The following is a 15,195-nucleotide window of genomic DNA, read 5'->3' on the forward strand; positions in this document are numbered from 1 at the left end:
AGACTAGGTGATCTTCTCTGCGGCGTCCGACCCGTTCAGGCCGGCGAACCAGTCCTGGATCAGGGCGGTGACGGGCTCGGGCGCGCGTACCCACGAGAAATGGGCCGGCCGCCCCTCCGCCTTGACCCGCGCGATGCGCTCGCGCCGGACCGGCGCCCGGCGCAGCTTGGCGGCCGTGTGGTCGACGGCCTCGTGCGGCGTGTAGATGTCGCCGTCGATGCTGATCGCGAGCACCGGCGTGGTCACATCGGCCACGGCGGCGTCGGCGCCCGGGAACCGGCCCGTGCGCGCGGTCCGCGCCCAGTCGGTCATCACCCGGCGGGCCTGCCGGCCGCCGAACGTCCAGCCGGGCCAGAAGCGGAGGACCGTCGAGACCGCCCCGATCGCCTGCGTGGACGCCCAGATGACCAGGCCGTGTCTCGGGTACGCCCGCCAGTAGGGCACCGCGGCCGCCACCAGGGCGATCCCGTCGACCGGTGCGTCCGGCGTGGTCGCGAGGTGCAGCAGCCCGGCCTGACCGCCGAGCGAATGCCCGATCAGCAGGACCCGGCGGTCGTCGGCCTTGAGCTCGGCGAGCACGGCGCCGACGTCGTCGGCCAGGTCGGCGTAGCCGTAGCGGGACGAGCGCCCGGCCCGCGGCCTGCTGTCGCCGGTGCCGCGTAGGTCGGCGACCACCACCGCGAAGCCCGCGGCAACCAGGGACTCCGCCAAGGGCCGGTAGAAGCGCGCGGCGGCACCCATCGCGGGCAGCACCACGGCGACCGGCGCGGTCGGCGAGGGCGAGGGGTAGTGGTGCAGCGCGAGCCGATCGGACCCGCGGTCGAGGAACTCCGGGTCAGTCGGACTCACGGAGACCGATCGCGAACGCCTCTTCGAGGTCGTGCTGCGAGTAGGCCCGGAACGCGATGTGGGTGTCGGTGCTGATCACACCGTCGACCTTGGAGATGCCGCCCGCGATCACGTCGGCGATCTGGTCGAACTCGCGGACCCGGACGATCGCGATCAGGTCGACGCCGCCCGCGACGGAGTAGACCTCGCTGACGCCGTTGATGTCGGCCAGCTTCTCGGCCACCTCGGGGATCGAGTCGGCGGCGCAGTCGATCAGGACGATCGCGGTGATCACCGATGGGCTCCTCTCGTCGTGCCTGGAGGCATGCTATCGGCCCGGCACGGTCAACTGCCGGCCCGCCCGGATCACGTGGTCGAGCCGTTCGCCCGCCGCGACGACCGCGCCCGGCCAGACGACGCTGTCGGTGACGTCGCCGGCCACGGTGGCGCCCGGTCCGACGACGGACCGCACGCAGCGCCCGGTGACGGTGCCGGCGACCAGGTTGCCGCCGCCCGCGGCGTGCAGGTTGGCGGCCAGGTAGTCGCGCGGCGTACCCGTGTCGAAGAAGACCCCGTCGAAGGGGACCACCTCGAGCTCACCGTCGGCCTCGGCCGGTCGCCAGACCGTGTGGACGAGCTCGGTCGGGGTGGCGTCGAGGTCGCGCACGCGGCGCCAGGGCAGCAGCGAGAGGCCGACGAACCGGTGCCCGCTGAACAGGCCCGGCCGGGTTTCGCTGACCGGCTGGCCGAGCAGCCGGACGGTCTCGCCGTCCCAGCCCTCCAGGAGATCGCGTGGGTCGCCGCCGGCGAGATAGGCGTCGGCGTTGCCGACCAGCACCCCGCGGCCGCCGATCCAGTCGCGCAGGTTGCCCAGTCCGCCGGAGGTGCCCAGCGGGTGGTCGGGCTCGACCGACAGGTGGGCCCGGTCGCCGGTGTGCGCGACCACCTGGCCGCCGAGGTAGCTGGCGTTGACGGCGACGTCGGCCGATCCGCTCAGCCCGAACCCGGCGACGCGGGCCAGGGCAAGATCGAGCAGGGGTACGTTGCCGACCGGGCAGAGCGCCTTGGGCACCGTGTCGGTTAGCGGGCGCAGCCGTCGCCCCTCGCCGGCCGCCAGCACGACCGCGCAGAGGTCACCCATCGTGGTGCGCGGCGTCGGGTGCGGCGGGCCGCGCCATGCTGGTCGGGTCGTCCGGCGCGACCAGCGGGCCGATGCCGTAATAAGCGAGCAGGCGCGCGGTCGACAGGGTCAGCCGGGGCAGGTCGTCGATCGGGAAGAAGGCGGCCTCGTAGACCTCGGCGCCGTCGACCTCCAGCGTCGTGGTCGACGCCGGCACGGACAGCTCGAAGACCATGTCGACCCAACCCTTGGCGTGTACGACCGCGTTGGGCACGGCCGGCGTCAGCTCCCGGGGGTCCACAGTGATGCCGGACTCCTCGGCCAGCTCCCGCGCCGCGCCCACGATCGGCGCCTCACCGCGGCGAAGCAGCCCGGCCGGCAGCCCCCAACCCTTACCGGGTGGCTGGCGCAGCAGCAGCAACCGCCCCGGCGCCGGTGCTTCAGAGTCGCGGACCAGGGTCACGCCGCCGACGATGTACTTGGGCACGAACGTCCGCACGATTCGCCTGCGCACCGGATGCGGAAGCCGGTAGAAGACTCCGTAGACGAGAGCGCGCAGCGCGCGGCGGCGGGGATCCACAGAGCAAGGCTAAAGGCAGCGAGCTAGGTCACCCGGGCGGGTCGGTGCTATTCCCGGCGGTCCACGAGGGCGACCAGGCGGTCGACCACGGACTCCGGTGTGATGGCGCGGTCGAAGACGGCGACCAGGAGGGTCTCCAGGTCGGGGTAGCCCAGCTCGTCGGCGAGCTGCCGCAGCGGCTGGTCGTTGGCCAGGCCGCGGTCGTGGCGGCGCAGGGCCAGGCCGACCGTGGCTCGGCCGAGCCGGACCTTGTCGGGGATGCTGATGCCGGGCTCGTCGTGGTCGGCGAACCAGCGGTTGATCTGCATCTGGGCCTGCGGCGACTTGACGAAGCCCAGCCACTCCTTGCGGGGGCCGGCCGACACCGCGGTGCTCTCGGTCGAGTCGGCCTCGGTGAAGATCTCGACGACGTCGCCGTCGTTGAGCTCCGAGGACAGGGGCGCCAGGCGGCCGTTGATGGTCGCGGCCAGGCAGTGGTCGCCGCGCTCGGTGCCCAGCTCGTAGGCCAGGTCGACCGGGGTCGAACCGGACGGCAGGACGATCTGCTTGCTCTCGGCGAACACCTGGATCTGCGACTCGGCGAGGTCGCAGCGCAGCGACTCGAGGAACTGCGCGGCGTCGGAGGTGGCCTGCTCCCAGTTGAGCACCCGGCGCAGCCAGGTCAGCTGCTCGACCCGGGACTCGGCCATCGCGGCCGGTGTCTTCGGGTAGCGGAAGTGCGCGGCGATGCCATATTCCGCGAGTTGGTGCATCGCCTCGGTGCGGATCAGCACCTCGACCGAGCGGTCGTCCGGGCCGATCACGGTGGTGTGCAGCGAGCGGTAGAGGTTGTTCTTCGGTGACGCGATGAAGTCCTTGAACCGGCCTGGTACCGGCCGCCAACAGCCGTGGATCGCGCCCAGCGCGGCATAGCAGTCGGTGTCGTTGCCGTCGACGACGACCGCGATCCGGGGCAGGTCGTGTGGCACGGCGTAGCCGGCCTCGACCGTGTCCTTCCAGATCGAGTAGTAGTGCCGGGGCCGGGCCGAGACGGTCGCGGTGACCCGGCCTCGGCGCAACGTGGTCTTGGCGCGCAGCGCGACCTCGGTGACGTATTCGTCCCAGCCGGTGCGCGCCTGCACGTGCTCGTCGACCGAGGCGTAGCCGTCGGGCTCGAGGTGGAAGAGCACGACGTCGTCGAGCTCGCGCTTGAGGAGCTGGATGCCGAGCCGGTCGCAGAGCGGCACCAGCACGTCGAGGGTCGCCTTGGCTATCCGGGCCCGCGAGGCGGGGGAGCGGGCGTCGAGGGTGCGCATGTTGTGCAGCCGGTCGGCCAGCTTGATGATCAGCACCCGGACGTCCTTGCCGGCGGCGACCAGCATCTTGCGGATCGTCTCGGCCTCGGCCGCCTTGCCGTAGAACGCCTTGTCGAACTTGGTCACACCGTCGACCAGGTGGGCCACCTCGGGACCGAAGTCGCCGTCGAGCGCCTGGAGCGTGTAGCGGGTGTCTTCGACCGTGTCGTGCAACAGCGCCGCGACCAGCGTGGTGGTGTCCATGCCCAGCTCGGCCAGGATCTGCGCGACCGCGAGCGGATGCGTGATGAACGGCTCGCCGCTCTTGCGGAACTGGCCGCGGTGCATGCTCTCGGCGATGCCGTAGGCCCGGCGGAGCACACCGGCGTCGCCCGCGTGCACCTCGCGGTGGCTGCGGACCAGCCGCCCGACCGGGTCGTCGTCGGATGTGGGCCAGGACAGGAACGTCCGTAGCCGGCGGGAGATGGGCAGGTCGCTGGACTGGACAGGCACCACACGACCCAGCGCGGCGCCGTGACCGGCGTCGACATCCACGCCCGCACACCTCCTGACGAGGCCAGCACCCGCGAATCGTGCCTTCGCCCGGGAAATCGGGCGAGACAGTCACGAGTGCATTTCTCTACCAGAGTAAGTCACGCACCGTAGTCCAAATGGTCAGTTGCTTCTGTGCGAACGGGTGAGTCTGCGACTTAGGCCAGGGCTTCCGCCTTTCGGAGCAACTCCCGGTAGCGGGCTGCTCCACGGACGGGCGACGCCCAGCCGGTGGACGCCTCCACCAGTCGGGTGTCGGGTTTCTCCAACCAGGACAAAATTCGCTCGGTCTCCTCGGCGGTCGCGCTCGGCACCGGGCCGTGGCCGGGCAGCACGGTCTCGGCCGTCGCGCGGAGCATCTCGATCGTCGCGCGTGGATGCACCCGGGGCGGTGAGTTGCCGGCCGCCGCCAGCCGGCCCTGCCGCACGATCGCCAGCTCCCAACCGCCGTCGCCGGCCCGCCGCGCCGCGACGAGCTCGGTGATCGCGGTCAGGCCGAGGAGCCGCTGCATCCGGACGGCCGCCCGTAGGACCGCGGCCAGCCGGCCGCGGATCACCGCCGCGTCTTCGTAGCGCTGTGCCTCGGAGAGCGCCGAGATGCGGCTCAGCAGCGCCTCGACGACCGCCCTCGGATCGCCGGTGGTCGCCGAGCGGAAGGGCGCGGCCGCGGCTTCCTCGTACGCCTCGGTGCTGATCTTGTGCTCGCACGGCGCCGCGCATTTGCCCAGCTCAGCCAGCGCGCAGGCGGGCGTCGTGGTCTTCGCCGAGAGGCGCAGCGTGCACTGCCGGAGCGGGATTGCGTCGTGCACCGCCGCCGCGGCCAGGTCGGCGGCGCGCTTGGAGGTGAAGGGCCCGAGGTAGGCGGTGTCGCCCTCGGCCAGCGCCCGCACCACCGACAGCCGCGGGTAGGGCTCGTCGGTGAGCTTGAGCCAGACCACCCGCTCCGGGAACTTCGAGCGGCGGTTGTAGGGAGGGGCGTGTGCCGCGATCAGCCGTAGCTCGCGGATCTCGGCCTCCAGCCCGTGCGCGCACTCGACGGCGTCGACCCGCTCGGCGGCATTGAGCATCTCGGAGATCCGGGCGCGCTTCTCGGCCGCCGTGAAGTAGCTGCGTACCCGGGTCGCGATGTCGACCGACGTGCCGACGTAGAGCGGGCGGTCGTCGGCGGCGCGGAAGATGTAGACCCCCGGCCCGTGCGGCAGGCCCTCGGCCAGGTGCCGCTTGCGCCGCTGCGTCGGGGTGACCGCCTTCTGGAACTCGATCGCGTCGCCGACCGTGGTGACGTTGTGGCTGCCCAGCCGGCCGATCATGGCGTGCAGCACGTCGACGGTGGCCAGCGCGTCGTCGAGCGCCCGGTGGGTGGGCTGGCGGGCGGTGCGGAAGTGCGCGGCCAGCGTGCCCAGCTTGCGGTTGGGCACCTCGTCGCGGATCAGGACCCGGCGGGCCAGCGCGGCGGTGTCGAGGACCCGCGGGTTGGGCCAAGTGTAGCCGAACTTGGCGCACGCGGCCTTGAGGAAGCCGACGTCGTAGGGCGCGTTGTGGGCCACCAGCACGGCGCCCGCGATGAACTCGAGGAACGGCGGCAGCACCTCTTCGATCCGCGGCGCCGGAAGCACCATCGCCTCGGTGATGCCGGTCAGCACCGTGATGAACGGCGGGATCGGCTGGCCCGGGTTGATCAGCGTCGCCAGCACGCCCAGCTCGTCGCCCCCGCGCACCTTGACCGCGCCGATCTCGGTGATCCCGCCGCCGTCGGGCGCGCCGCCGGTGGTCTCGAGGTCGACCACCACGAAGGTCGTGTCGCGCAGGCTGGTCGCGGCAGCGGTCAGCACGCCGTCGAGCGTGCCCTGGACGAAGAGCGGTTCCACCACGGGCAGGACGTTAGAACGGTGGTACGACACTTCTGTCGCACGGGTCCCAGGCGTTGTGTCGTACCCGTTGAGAAAAGATCGACTACATCGACGGGCGCCGGAGTGGCGGTCGGTGGGAGACTTGCTCCATGTCCGAGCCCGAACCGCGCGACGGCCGCCTTCCCGAGGAAGCGGTCCCGCCGTCGTCCGCCGGTCCGGAGCCGGAAGCCGAGCCTCTCCTGCCCGAGCCGGTCCGCCAGCGCGTGGTCGCGCTGGCCGCATCCGCCCTGCCCGGGTTGCCCTTCGACGAGCAGCCCGTGCCGCTGCGCCGGGTGGCCAAGTTCGCGCCCAACCGGCGGGCCCGGCTGGGTGGTCCGGCGATCGCCGCGCAGCTCTCCGCCGACTCGCTCTTCCGCCAGCGGATCTCCACCCGGGTGATCGCCGAGGTCGGTGACCTGGGCGCGGCCGTCCTGGAAGGCATCTGCCCCGCCGCCGCCGACCCGGTCGAGGTCGCCGCACTGGCTTATCTGGCCCGACCGACCGGCTGGCGCGAGCTGGTCGAGGCGGCGGGCGAGGCCGTTCGCGCCGAGGCCGACAGCGCCGCCATAGCGGGCCTGGTCCGCGACGCCGAGCAGCGCAGCGCCCGCGCCGAGCACGACCGCGCCGTGGCCCGCAGCGAGGCCGACAAGCTCCGCGACGAGCTGTCCCGGGTCAGTGCCGAGCTCGGCCAGCTCCGCGAGGAGCTGCGGGTGCAGGCGCGTTCGCTGCGCGAGCTGCAGACCCGCGAGCGCAAGGCGACCGAGATGCTGGCCACCGAGAAGGGGCGGGCCGCCCGCGCCGCCGCCGACCACGACGCCGAGCTGCGCCGCGTGCGTGCCCGGCTGGCCGAGGCCGAGACCGTGGCCGGCAGCGCGCGCCAGAGTGCCAAGGAGGCGCGCTCGGTCGACGACGCGCGGCTGTGGCTCCTGCTGGAGACCATCGGGCAGGCCGCGGTCGGGCTGCGCCGCGAGCTGGCTCTGGAGCCCACCGACCGGCGCCCGGCCGACTATGTCGCCGAGGCCTATGGCGACCAGCCCGGCACCCCCGCCTCCACCGCCCGGGCGCTCGACACCGACGACCCCGCGCGCCTCGACCAGCTACTCGCCCTGCCCCGCGCCCATCTGGTGGTCGACGGATACAACGTCACCAAACGGGGGTACGGCGAGATGTCGCTCGAGCAACAGCGCAAGCGGCTGATCACCGGCCTGGGCGGGATCGCGGCGCAGACCGGCGACGAAGTGACGGTGGTCTTCGACGGCGCCGAGCGGGTGCACGGGCTGCCGCCGGCGCCGCGTGGTGTCCGGGTGCTTTTCTCCCGCAAGGGCGAGACCGCCGACGAGCTGATCCGCCGGCTGGTCCGGGCCGAGCCGGCCGGGCGGCCGGTGGTGGTGGTGAGTTCGGACCGTGAGGTCGCCGACGGGGTACGCCGCCACGGCGCCTACCCCTTGGGCGCGGATGCCCTGGTCAGACGGTTGTCCCGGAGCTGACCCGGCATTTTTGTCGGACCCGCTCGCTAGCGTCTACATCACAGACGGTGTCTTCCTAGACAGGAGCCTGTGATGCTCATCGACTGCTCAACCTGCGCGGTGCGCGGTGCGGCGTGCCGAGGATGCCTGGTCACCGCACTGCTCGACGCTCCCGCCGAGATCGAGGACCTAGATGCCTCCGACCTACGCGCGATCGAGGTGTTCGCGCGGGCCGGCTTCGAGGTCGAGGTGGTCAGCGCCCCGCCGGCCCCGTTGCGGATGGTGCGCCCCCGCCCTGGCTCGCGATCCGGGTCCAGGGTCGCCTGACCTTTACTATGATCCGATGCTCGCGGGAGGTGCCTGGTGACGCCGAGGGTCTGGGCGGTGGTCGCCTTCTGCGTGCTCGCGGTCGCCCTGGCGGTGACGGTGCTCGTGCTGGTGCCCTGGCACCGCCCGCCCGCGCCGCGGGCCGACCAGGTCGCGGCGCTGCGTTCGCTGCCCGCCGACCAGGTCGCCGCGGGCAAGGCTTTCCACTCGGCGCTGCGCCCGGCCGGCTACGGGAGCCTGCTGCTCGGCTTGGCGGTCGCGCTGGTGCTCGGCCTGACCCCGCTGGGCGCACGGCTGATCGAGGCGGTCGGCCGGCCGTTCGGTGACCACTGGGTGGCCCAGGCCATCCTCGGTGCCTTCGCCGTGCTGCTGGTCGCTGACCTGCTCACTCTGCCGTTCGCGGCCTGGCGGCACGTGGTGGTGTCGCGCTACGGGCTGTCCACCCAGGGCTGGAGTGGCTGGACGGTCGACCTGCTCAAGGGCTACGCCGTGTCCGCCGTCATCGGCGTGGTGGCGCTGCTCGGCTTCTACGCGATCACCCACTTCGCACCCCGCTGGTGGTGGGCCTGGGGCGCGGCCGGCGCCGCGACGCTGGCGGTGCTGCTCTCGTTCGTGCTGCCGGTGCTGGTCGAGCCAGTGTTCAACAAGTTCACTCCGATGGCCGCCGGCCCGTTGCGCACCGAGCTGATGCAGCTTGCCGAGACCGACGGCGTCCCGGTCCGCGACGTCCTGGTCGCAGACGCGTCCCGCCGCACCCGCGCGGTCAACGCATACGTCTCGGGCCTCGGTCCGACCCGGCGCATCGTCGTCTACGACACCCTGCTGCGCGAGGCTCCGCCGGCCGAGGTGGTCAGCGTGGTGGCACACGAGCTAGGGCACGCCAAGGACAACGACGTGCGCACCGGCACGCTGGTCGGCGCACTGGGCGCGGCGCTCGCGGTGGTCTCCCTGTTCCTGTTGGGCGGCTGGACGGGCCTGCTGCGCGCCGCAGGGGTGACGTCGATCGCCTCGCCCACCGCGTTCGCGCTGCTGGTCGCGGTGGTCGCGGTGGCCGGCCTGGTCTCGTCACCGGCCCAGGCGCTGATCTCCCGCCGGGTCGAGGCGCGGGCCGACGCCCACGCCCTCGCGCTGACCAGCGATCCGGCCACCTTCGAGGCGATGCAGAGCCGGCTGTCGTCGGTCAACCTCGGCGACCCCGACCCGCCGCGCTGGGAATACCTGTTCGGCGCGTCCCACCCATCCACCGTGGAGCGCATGGCCGCGGCCCGCGCCTACGCCCGCGGCGAAAGGCCCTAGACCGGTGAGTCGCACCCTGCTCGTCACCAACGACTTCCCACCCCGACCTGGCGGGATCCAGAAGTTCGTGCACCAGCTCGCGGTCCGGCAACCGGCCGGCTCGGTGGTGGTCTACTCGTCGACCTGGCGGGGCGCCGACAAGTTCGACGCCGACCAGCCCTTCGAAGTGGTCCGCGAGTCGACCGGCGTACTGCTCCCGACCCCGGCGGTCGCGCGCCGCGCCGCCGAGCTGGCCCGGGCACACGACTGCGACACGGTCTGGTTCGGCGCGGCCGCACCGCTCGGCCTACTGGCCGACGGCCTGCGCCGCCGAGCCGGCGTTTCCCGGGTGGTCGCCCTGACCCACGGCCACGAGATCGGCTGGGCGGCTCTGCCCGGCGCCCGCGGGCTGCTACGCCGGATCGCCCGCGGCGCCGACGTGGTCACCTACCTGACCGACTACCAGCGCACACGCCTCGAACGCGCCCTGCACGGCCTGACCGACCTGCGCCGCCTCGCACCGGGCGTCGACGTCGACCTGTTCCACCCGAGCGTCGACGGCAGCGCGATCCGAGCCCGGCACGGCCTCGAGAACCGCCCGGTCGTCGTCTGCGTCTCCCGGTTGGTGCCCCGCAAGGGCCAGGACGCCCTGATCCGGGCAATGCCCGCCATCATCAAGGCCGTCCCCGACGCCGCGCTGCTGCTGGTCGGCGGCGGCCCCAACCACGAACGCCTTCGCCGCCTGGCCACCTCCCTAGGCGTGAACGACAACGTGGTCATCACCCGCGGCGTCCCGTGGGAGGAACTACCGGCCCACTACGCGGCGGGCGACGTCTTCGCGATGCCGTGCCGCACCCGCAACCGCGGCCTCGACGTCGAAGGCCTCGGCATCGTCTACCTGGAGGCCTCGGCCACCGGCCTCCCGGTCGTAGCCGGCGACTCAGGCGGCGCCCCGGACGCGGTCCGCGAGGGCGAAACCGGCTACGTGGTCGACGGCCGAGACATCACCCAGATCGCCGACCGCGTCGCCACCCTGCTGGCCGACCCGGACCTGGCCCACCGCATGGGCCAAGCAGGCCGAGCCTGGGTCGAACGCGACTGGCGCTGGCAAACCCAAGCCACCCGCATGCGCGCCCTACTCACCCCCTGACCCAGCCACCCCGCCACGCCCGGGGTCCCAGCACCGCAACGCGGCTTGGCCACCCGCGACCCAGCTTGGCCACCGCGACGTAGCTTGGCCACCCTCGAAATGGCTCGGCCACCGCGACCCGGTTTGGTCACCCGTGGCCCGGGCCGGCCTGGCTACCGCGACCCGGCTTGGCCACCCGCGCTGTGGCCTGGCCACCCGGGACCTGGCCTGGGCTGGCCAGCGCGACCCGGTCCGGTCACCGGACCCGGCGTCGATGGACGGCCGGAACCGGTGGCCGCTTCGCGGCGACCAGGTCGCGTTTGCGGCGGTCGGCATGCCCTTGCCCAGGTCCGCATGATCGCGCTTTCCGGCGCTCGGCGTGGCGACTCGGCGGCGGAGCTGCTCGCCAGGCCGCACATGTTTTGGCATGTACCTACGTGTCAAAACGTGTGCGGTCGCGGGCGAGACCCGGCCGGCGTCTGTCAGAGGACGTCGGAGTCCGGGCGTTTGCGGGCCACGAGGATGGTGTGCGGGGTGAGCTCTCCGTCTTCCGGCTCGCGGACGACACGGAGCCGGAGCTCGAAGCCGGCCGCAGACAGGGCCGCGGCCAGGAAATCGGGTTGGCGGCGGCGGAAGACCAGGTCGATCTCCTGTCCGTAGGCCTCGGTCATGTGCCGGGGCTCGTCGCCGACCTGGTGGGCCACCCACAGGTAGCCGCCGTTGCGCAGGGCCCGGTGGAATCCCGCGAGGATCTCCGACAGCGCTTCGTCGGGGACGTGGATCAGGGAGTAGTTGGCCAGCAGGCCGGCGAGGCTTCCGGGCTTCTGGTCCAGCGCGAGCATCGTGCCTTCGGTGAAGCGGATGCCGGGGTTCTCCGCCCGCGCGATGGCCAGGAAGCCGGGGGAGAGGTCCACGCCGGCTACGTCCACGCCGAGGGAGTGCAGCAGGCCGGTGGTGCGGCCGGGGCCGCAGCCCACGTCCAGGACCGGGCCATCGCCGACGAGTTCGGCGAACCAGGTCAGTAGCGCGCGGTGCAGCGGGTACCGCTGGAACTCGTCTTTGAACTGCGTGGCGTAGCCGTCGGCGATCGTGTCGTAGGACGTCCGGGTGTTGATTACGAAGTCGGGTTCGAGCACGGTCGTCGACCTTACGCGGTGAGACGTGGGCCACGTCATGGCGCCACGGGGGTGATCGTGGCAACTTAGAGCCGTGGGTTCCTCCGCTGTCACCGGGCTCGTGGTGGCCGTCGCCGTGTTGGTGATGGCGACCGCCTTCGGCCTGTGGCGCAACCGTCACGACGGCCGCCTACGGCCCGTCGCCGCGGGAGCCGCCGCCCGCGCTGGCGACACACCCGCCGCCGGAGGAACTGACGGCCCGACCGCCACTGGCCACCACCGACCGGCCGCCGTCGCCACAGGCGCGGGATCGGCCGCTCGGAGCGGCGCCGTGGACCGCTCAGGGGCCGGAACCTCAGCGTTGCCGAGCGACGACCGCCCCGCGACCCTCGCCGCTGACGACGCGCACCCCGCGGCCGACCAGATCCTGCTGGATCTCGGCGTCGACCCGGCCACCCCGGTGACCCTGCTGCAGTTCTCGTCCGCCTTCTGCGCACCCTGCCGGGCCACCCGGCGGGTGCTCGCCGACGTCGCCACGATGGTCGACGGCGTCACGCACCTTGAGGTCGACGCGGAGAGCCACCTCGATGCCGTGCGGGCGCTCGACATCTGGCGCACACCTACGACGTTGATCGTCAGCGGCGGCCGGGTCGTGCAGCGGGCCAGTGGCGTGCCCGGCAAGGCCCAGGTGGTCGCCGCCGTCGCGCCGATGATCGGGTCGGTGGCGTGATGAACGACAAGCTCACCCGACGCCGCGCCGTCGACCACGGGCGTCTCGCCGCCAGTCTCTGTCGCTGAGCACCAGCGACTTCAGACCTGACGAGACGACCCGAAAGGCGCATGATGCTGCTCGACCCCCGTGGCCCGCGCTTCGCCGCCGGCCTTACCGCGATCGTCTTCGTGTTGATCCTGGTGACCGGCGCCTGGTGGCTCGCCCTCGCGCAGGCCGTCGTGTTCGCGATCACCGCGATCGACCCACGCAAGGGTCCCTACTCACTGCTCTTCCGCACGCTCGTGGCACCGCGGCTCGGCCCGACGACGGAGCGCGAGCCCGCCGAGCCCGTGCGGTTCGCGCAGGCGCTCGGCGGCGTGTTCGCGATCGTCGCGGCCATCGGCTTCGGCGCCGGCGGAACGGCCGGCACGGCAGTCGGAATCGTGGCGGCCGCGTTCGGGTTGGCCGCCGCGTTCCTCAACAGCGCGTTCGGGCTGTGCCTCGGATGCGAGCTCTACCTCGCCGTGCGCCGGATGACCGGACGGCCGATGGCCGCCCGCATCATCACCAACGACTAGAACTTGGGGGCGTCCGGTGCTTCGAGCAGGCCGAGGCGCAGCGCGGTCATCAGGGCCTGGGCCCGGTTGGCGGCGCCGAGCTTCTCGTAGAGCTTCGAGATGTGCGTCTTGGCCGTCGACTCGCTGACGAAGAGCTGCTTGGCGATGCCGGCCACCGACATGCCGTCGGCGAGCAGGCGGAGCACCTGGCCCTCGCGCGGAGAAAGCTGCGGGCCCGAGGGGGCCAGCCGGCGCTTCATCGCCTCCGCCAGATCGGCGGCGGTGAACGCCGACGGCGACGACGCGGCGTGCCGGGCGGCGGCGACCACCTCGTCGGCGGGGGCGGTCTTCGGGACGAACGCGCTCGCACCCGCTTCGAGGGCGCCGAACAACTGGTCGTCGCCCGCGTACATCGTCAGCACGACGATGCCCATCGTCGCGCTGGACTTGCGCAGCGCGCGGGTCGCCTCGAGGCCGCTGCCGTCGGGGAGCCGCAGGTCCATGATCACGACATCGGGCTGCAGAGCGCCGGCCTGGCGTACGCCCTCGGCGGCGGTGGCGGCCTCGCCCACGACCTCGAACTGGCGGTCGCGCTCGAACGCGTGCCGCAGGCCCTTGCGGATCAGGTCGTGATCGTCGACCAGGAGGACCTTGGTGCGAGTGGCCGGCGATGGGCTGGTCGTCATGCTCGGGTTACTCCCCTTCTGATGCGGTGACGCTATCGCGCACGCTACCGCGCCGCGGTGGCGTGCCGACTACCACCGCCACGGTCGTGCCGGACGGGCTTCGCGGACTGATCTCCAACCGGCCTCGGATACGTTCCGCTCTCTCCGCCATGATCGCAAGACCGTAGCGGCCGTCTGGACGCTGGTCGGCGATGCCCTGACCGTCATCCGACACTTCGATCTGTGCATACGGTGGATCGATGGAACACGAGACCCACAGGTTAGTGGCTCCCGCGTGTTTTCGGGCGTTCGTGATCGCTTCCTGTGCGATCCGGAGGAGTTCGGCCTCCGTGGCGGCGGGCAGCCGGGCGGTCGACTCGTCCAGTGTGACGTGCACCCGCAGGCCACCCGAGGCGCCGACGGTGCGCGCGTACTCGGAGATCGCCGCAGCCAGACCGCCCTGCCGGTCGACCTCCGAGCGAAGCTCGAACAGCGACAACCGCAACTCGGTGATCACGCGTGTCACCTCGCCGCGCAGGGTCCGCAGTTCCTCGGCCGTCTCCTTGGCATCGTCGGGGAGGGTGGCGAGCGCGTTGTCGATCCCGTACCCGACCATGACCAACTCCTGCGCGACCCCGTCGTGGATCTCGCGCGCGAGCCGCTGCCGTTCCTCGTTGGTGGCCAGCGAGCGGACCTCGTCGAACAGCAGTGCCGCCTCCAACCGCAGCGCGGCGGGACCGGTCAGCGCGGTCACCTGCTGCACCACGACCGGCGGGTAGGCACCGGATACGTCGGCCTCGATGATCACCAATCCGACGGTACGCAGGCCGGCCACCAGCGGCACCACCAGCGCGGAGACGTCGCCGCGGCGGTGCGAGCGGGCCTGCGAACGGCTGGCCGTGTACGGCTGCTGGCTGGCCCACGCCTCGGCGATCGCGGAGTCGGCGTCGAGGCTGGTCTCCCAGTCGACCCGGTCGACGCCCGCCTGGGCGAGCACCACCAACCGTCCGCCGCCGCTGGCGGAGAGCACCGCGGCGCGATCGGCCCGGGCCACCCCGCGCAGCTCTTCGACGAGGTGCTCGGAGATGCCACCGGGGTCGAGCGTGGCGCCGGGAAGCTGTCGGGCGACGCTGCGGAGCTGGGTCAACAGCCGGGTCGCCTCCGCGTACGGCTGTGGTCGCCCGGCCTTCTCGCGCTGCTGCATGATCCGTTGCAGGGTCGACGCGGCCAGCGTGCCGAGCGAGGCCAGGATCAGCCACTGCGCCGCGACGACCAGGTAGCCGGGCTTGGCGATCAGCGGGTCGCCGCCGGTCGAGCTGATCGTGCCACCGACGACCAGCGCCACGGTGGCCGTGGCGAGCAGGGCCGCGCTCTCCCGGGACCGCCGGCGCAGCGCCGTCACGGTCAGCGGCACCGACAGGTACGGCAGCAGTGCGGCCGCGCCGATGCCCTGGCCGAGCGCGTTGCTGGCGGTGTGCTCGGCGACCTGGCTGGCACCGATGCCCACCACGATCACCTCGGCGAACCGCCCGAGCGGGGCGAGCACCGGGTGCCGGGGCGCGATCACGGCGGGCAGCCCGGCGACGATCAGCAGCGCCACCCACCACAGTTGTTCAAGCTGTTGCGTGGTGAGCAGCACGAGGACGGCGACGAGCGCGAGCATGACAATTCGCGCGGCCACGGCGAGCGGATGGGCGCGGATCGGC

15 protein-coding genes are annotated in these 15,195 nt (G+C 72.5%); 6 read left to right on the plus strand and 9 right to left on the minus strand.

The window, feature by feature from the left end; all coding sequences use genetic code 11:
* Window positions 1-3 precede the first annotated feature (3 nt).
* From BLV39_RS12375 to BLV39_RS12400, 6 genes are all read right to left on the minus strand, one after another.
* The gene (locus BLV39_RS12375) at window positions 4-849 is read right to left on the minus strand and encodes an alpha/beta hydrolase family protein (RefSeq protein ID WP_239083924.1); all 846 of its coding nucleotides are present in this window, start codon (window positions 847-849) and stop codon (window positions 4-6) included.
* The gene (locus tag BLV39_RS12380; protein ID WP_090790352.1) at window positions 836-1,123 is read right to left on the minus strand and encodes an Lrp/AsnC family transcriptional regulator; all 288 of its coding nucleotides are present in this window, start codon (window positions 1,121-1,123) and stop codon (window positions 836-838) included. Before BLV39_RS12380 ends, BLV39_RS12375 begins: the two co-directional genes overlap by 14 nt.
* A gap of 33 nt (window positions 1,124-1,156) precedes the next feature.
* Window positions 1,157-1,969 carry a nucleotidyltransferase family protein gene (locus tag BLV39_RS12385; RefSeq protein ID WP_090790354.1) on the minus strand — a complete coding sequence of 271 codons (813 nt, stop codon included), beginning with the start codon at window positions 1,967-1,969 and terminating at the stop codon, window positions 1,157-1,159.
* Complete coding sequence (locus BLV39_RS12390; RefSeq protein WP_090790356.1) at window positions 1,962-2,528, minus strand: NUDIX hydrolase; 567 nt, start codon at window positions 2,526-2,528, stop codon at window positions 1,962-1,964. Before BLV39_RS12390 ends, BLV39_RS12385 begins: the two co-directional genes overlap by 8 nt.
* 47 nt (window positions 2,529-2,575) lie before the next feature.
* Window positions 2,576-4,357, minus strand: a complete 1,782-nt coding sequence (locus BLV39_RS12395; protein ID WP_090790358.1) for a RelA/SpoT family protein — start codon at window positions 4,355-4,357, stop codon at window positions 2,576-2,578.
* Window positions 4,358-4,512: 155 nt separating this feature from the next.
* On the minus strand, window positions 4,513-6,222 hold the full coding sequence (locus tag BLV39_RS12400; protein WP_373315408.1) for a DEDD exonuclease domain-containing protein: 1,710 nt from the start codon (window positions 6,220-6,222) through the stop codon (window positions 4,513-4,515).
* A gap of 131 nt (window positions 6,223-6,353) precedes the next feature.
* Between BLV39_RS12400 and BLV39_RS12405 the strand changes: the two genes are divergently transcribed.
* The 4 genes from BLV39_RS12405 (at window position 6,354) to BLV39_RS12420 (ending at window position 10,461) form a co-directional block, all read left to right on the plus strand.
* A complete protein-coding gene (locus tag BLV39_RS12405) occupies window positions 6,354-7,730 on the plus strand; it encodes an NYN domain-containing protein (RefSeq protein WP_090790364.1) in 1,377 nt (458 codons plus the stop codon).
* A gap of 72 nt (window positions 7,731-7,802) precedes the next feature.
* Window positions 7,803-8,036 (plus strand): hypothetical protein, encoded by a 234-nt coding sequence (locus BLV39_RS12410; RefSeq protein ID WP_090790366.1) that lies wholly within the window; start codon window positions 7,803-7,805, stop codon window positions 8,034-8,036.
* A gap of 36 nt (window positions 8,037-8,072) precedes the next feature.
* Window positions 8,073-9,332 (plus strand): M48 family metallopeptidase, encoded by a 1,260-nt coding sequence (locus BLV39_RS12415; protein WP_090790368.1) that lies wholly within the window; start codon window positions 8,073-8,075, stop codon window positions 9,330-9,332.
* Between the two features lie 4 nt (window positions 9,333-9,336).
* A complete protein-coding gene (locus BLV39_RS12420) occupies window positions 9,337-10,461 on the plus strand; it encodes a glycosyltransferase family 4 protein (RefSeq protein ID WP_090790370.1) in 1,125 nt (374 codons plus the stop codon).
* Between the two features lie 461 nt (window positions 10,462-10,922).
* Here the strand turns inward: BLV39_RS12420 and BLV39_RS12430 are convergent, their stop codons facing one another.
* Window positions 10,923-11,576 carry a class I SAM-dependent DNA methyltransferase gene (locus BLV39_RS12430; RefSeq protein WP_090790374.1) on the minus strand — a complete coding sequence of 218 codons (654 nt, stop codon included), beginning with the start codon at window positions 11,574-11,576 and terminating at the stop codon, window positions 10,923-10,925.
* A gap of 73 nt (window positions 11,577-11,649) precedes the next feature.
* Between BLV39_RS12430 and BLV39_RS12435 the strand changes: the two genes are divergently transcribed.
* Window positions 11,650-12,285, plus strand: coding sequence for a thioredoxin family protein (locus BLV39_RS12435; RefSeq protein ID WP_239083923.1), 636 nt, complete (start codon window positions 11,650-11,652; stop codon window positions 12,283-12,285).
* Between the two features lie 110 nt (window positions 12,286-12,395).
* A complete protein-coding gene (locus BLV39_RS12440) occupies window positions 12,396-12,845 on the plus strand; it encodes a DUF4395 domain-containing protein (RefSeq protein ID WP_239083922.1) in 450 nt (149 codons plus the stop codon).
* Here BLV39_RS12440 and BLV39_RS12445 read toward each other — a convergent pair.
* Both BLV39_RS12445 and BLV39_RS12450 read right to left on the minus strand, forming a co-directional pair.
* Window positions 12,842-13,510 carry a response regulator transcription factor gene (locus BLV39_RS12445; protein WP_089251312.1) on the minus strand — a complete coding sequence of 223 codons (669 nt, stop codon included), beginning with the start codon at window positions 13,508-13,510 and terminating at the stop codon, window positions 12,842-12,844. The two genes, BLV39_RS12440 and BLV39_RS12445, sit on opposite strands and share 4 nt — an antisense overlap.
* 7 nt (window positions 13,511-13,517) lie before the next feature.
* The gene (locus BLV39_RS12450) at window positions 13,518-15,152 is read right to left on the minus strand and encodes a sensor histidine kinase (RefSeq protein WP_239083936.1); all 1,635 of its coding nucleotides are present in this window, start codon (window positions 15,150-15,152) and stop codon (window positions 13,518-13,520) included.
* Window positions 15,153-15,195: the final 43 nt, after the last annotated feature.

Source organism: Asanoa ishikariensis (assembly GCF_900107455.1).
Taxonomy (GTDB): Bacteria; Actinomycetota; Actinomycetes; order Mycobacteriales; family Micromonosporaceae; genus Asanoa; species Asanoa ishikariensis.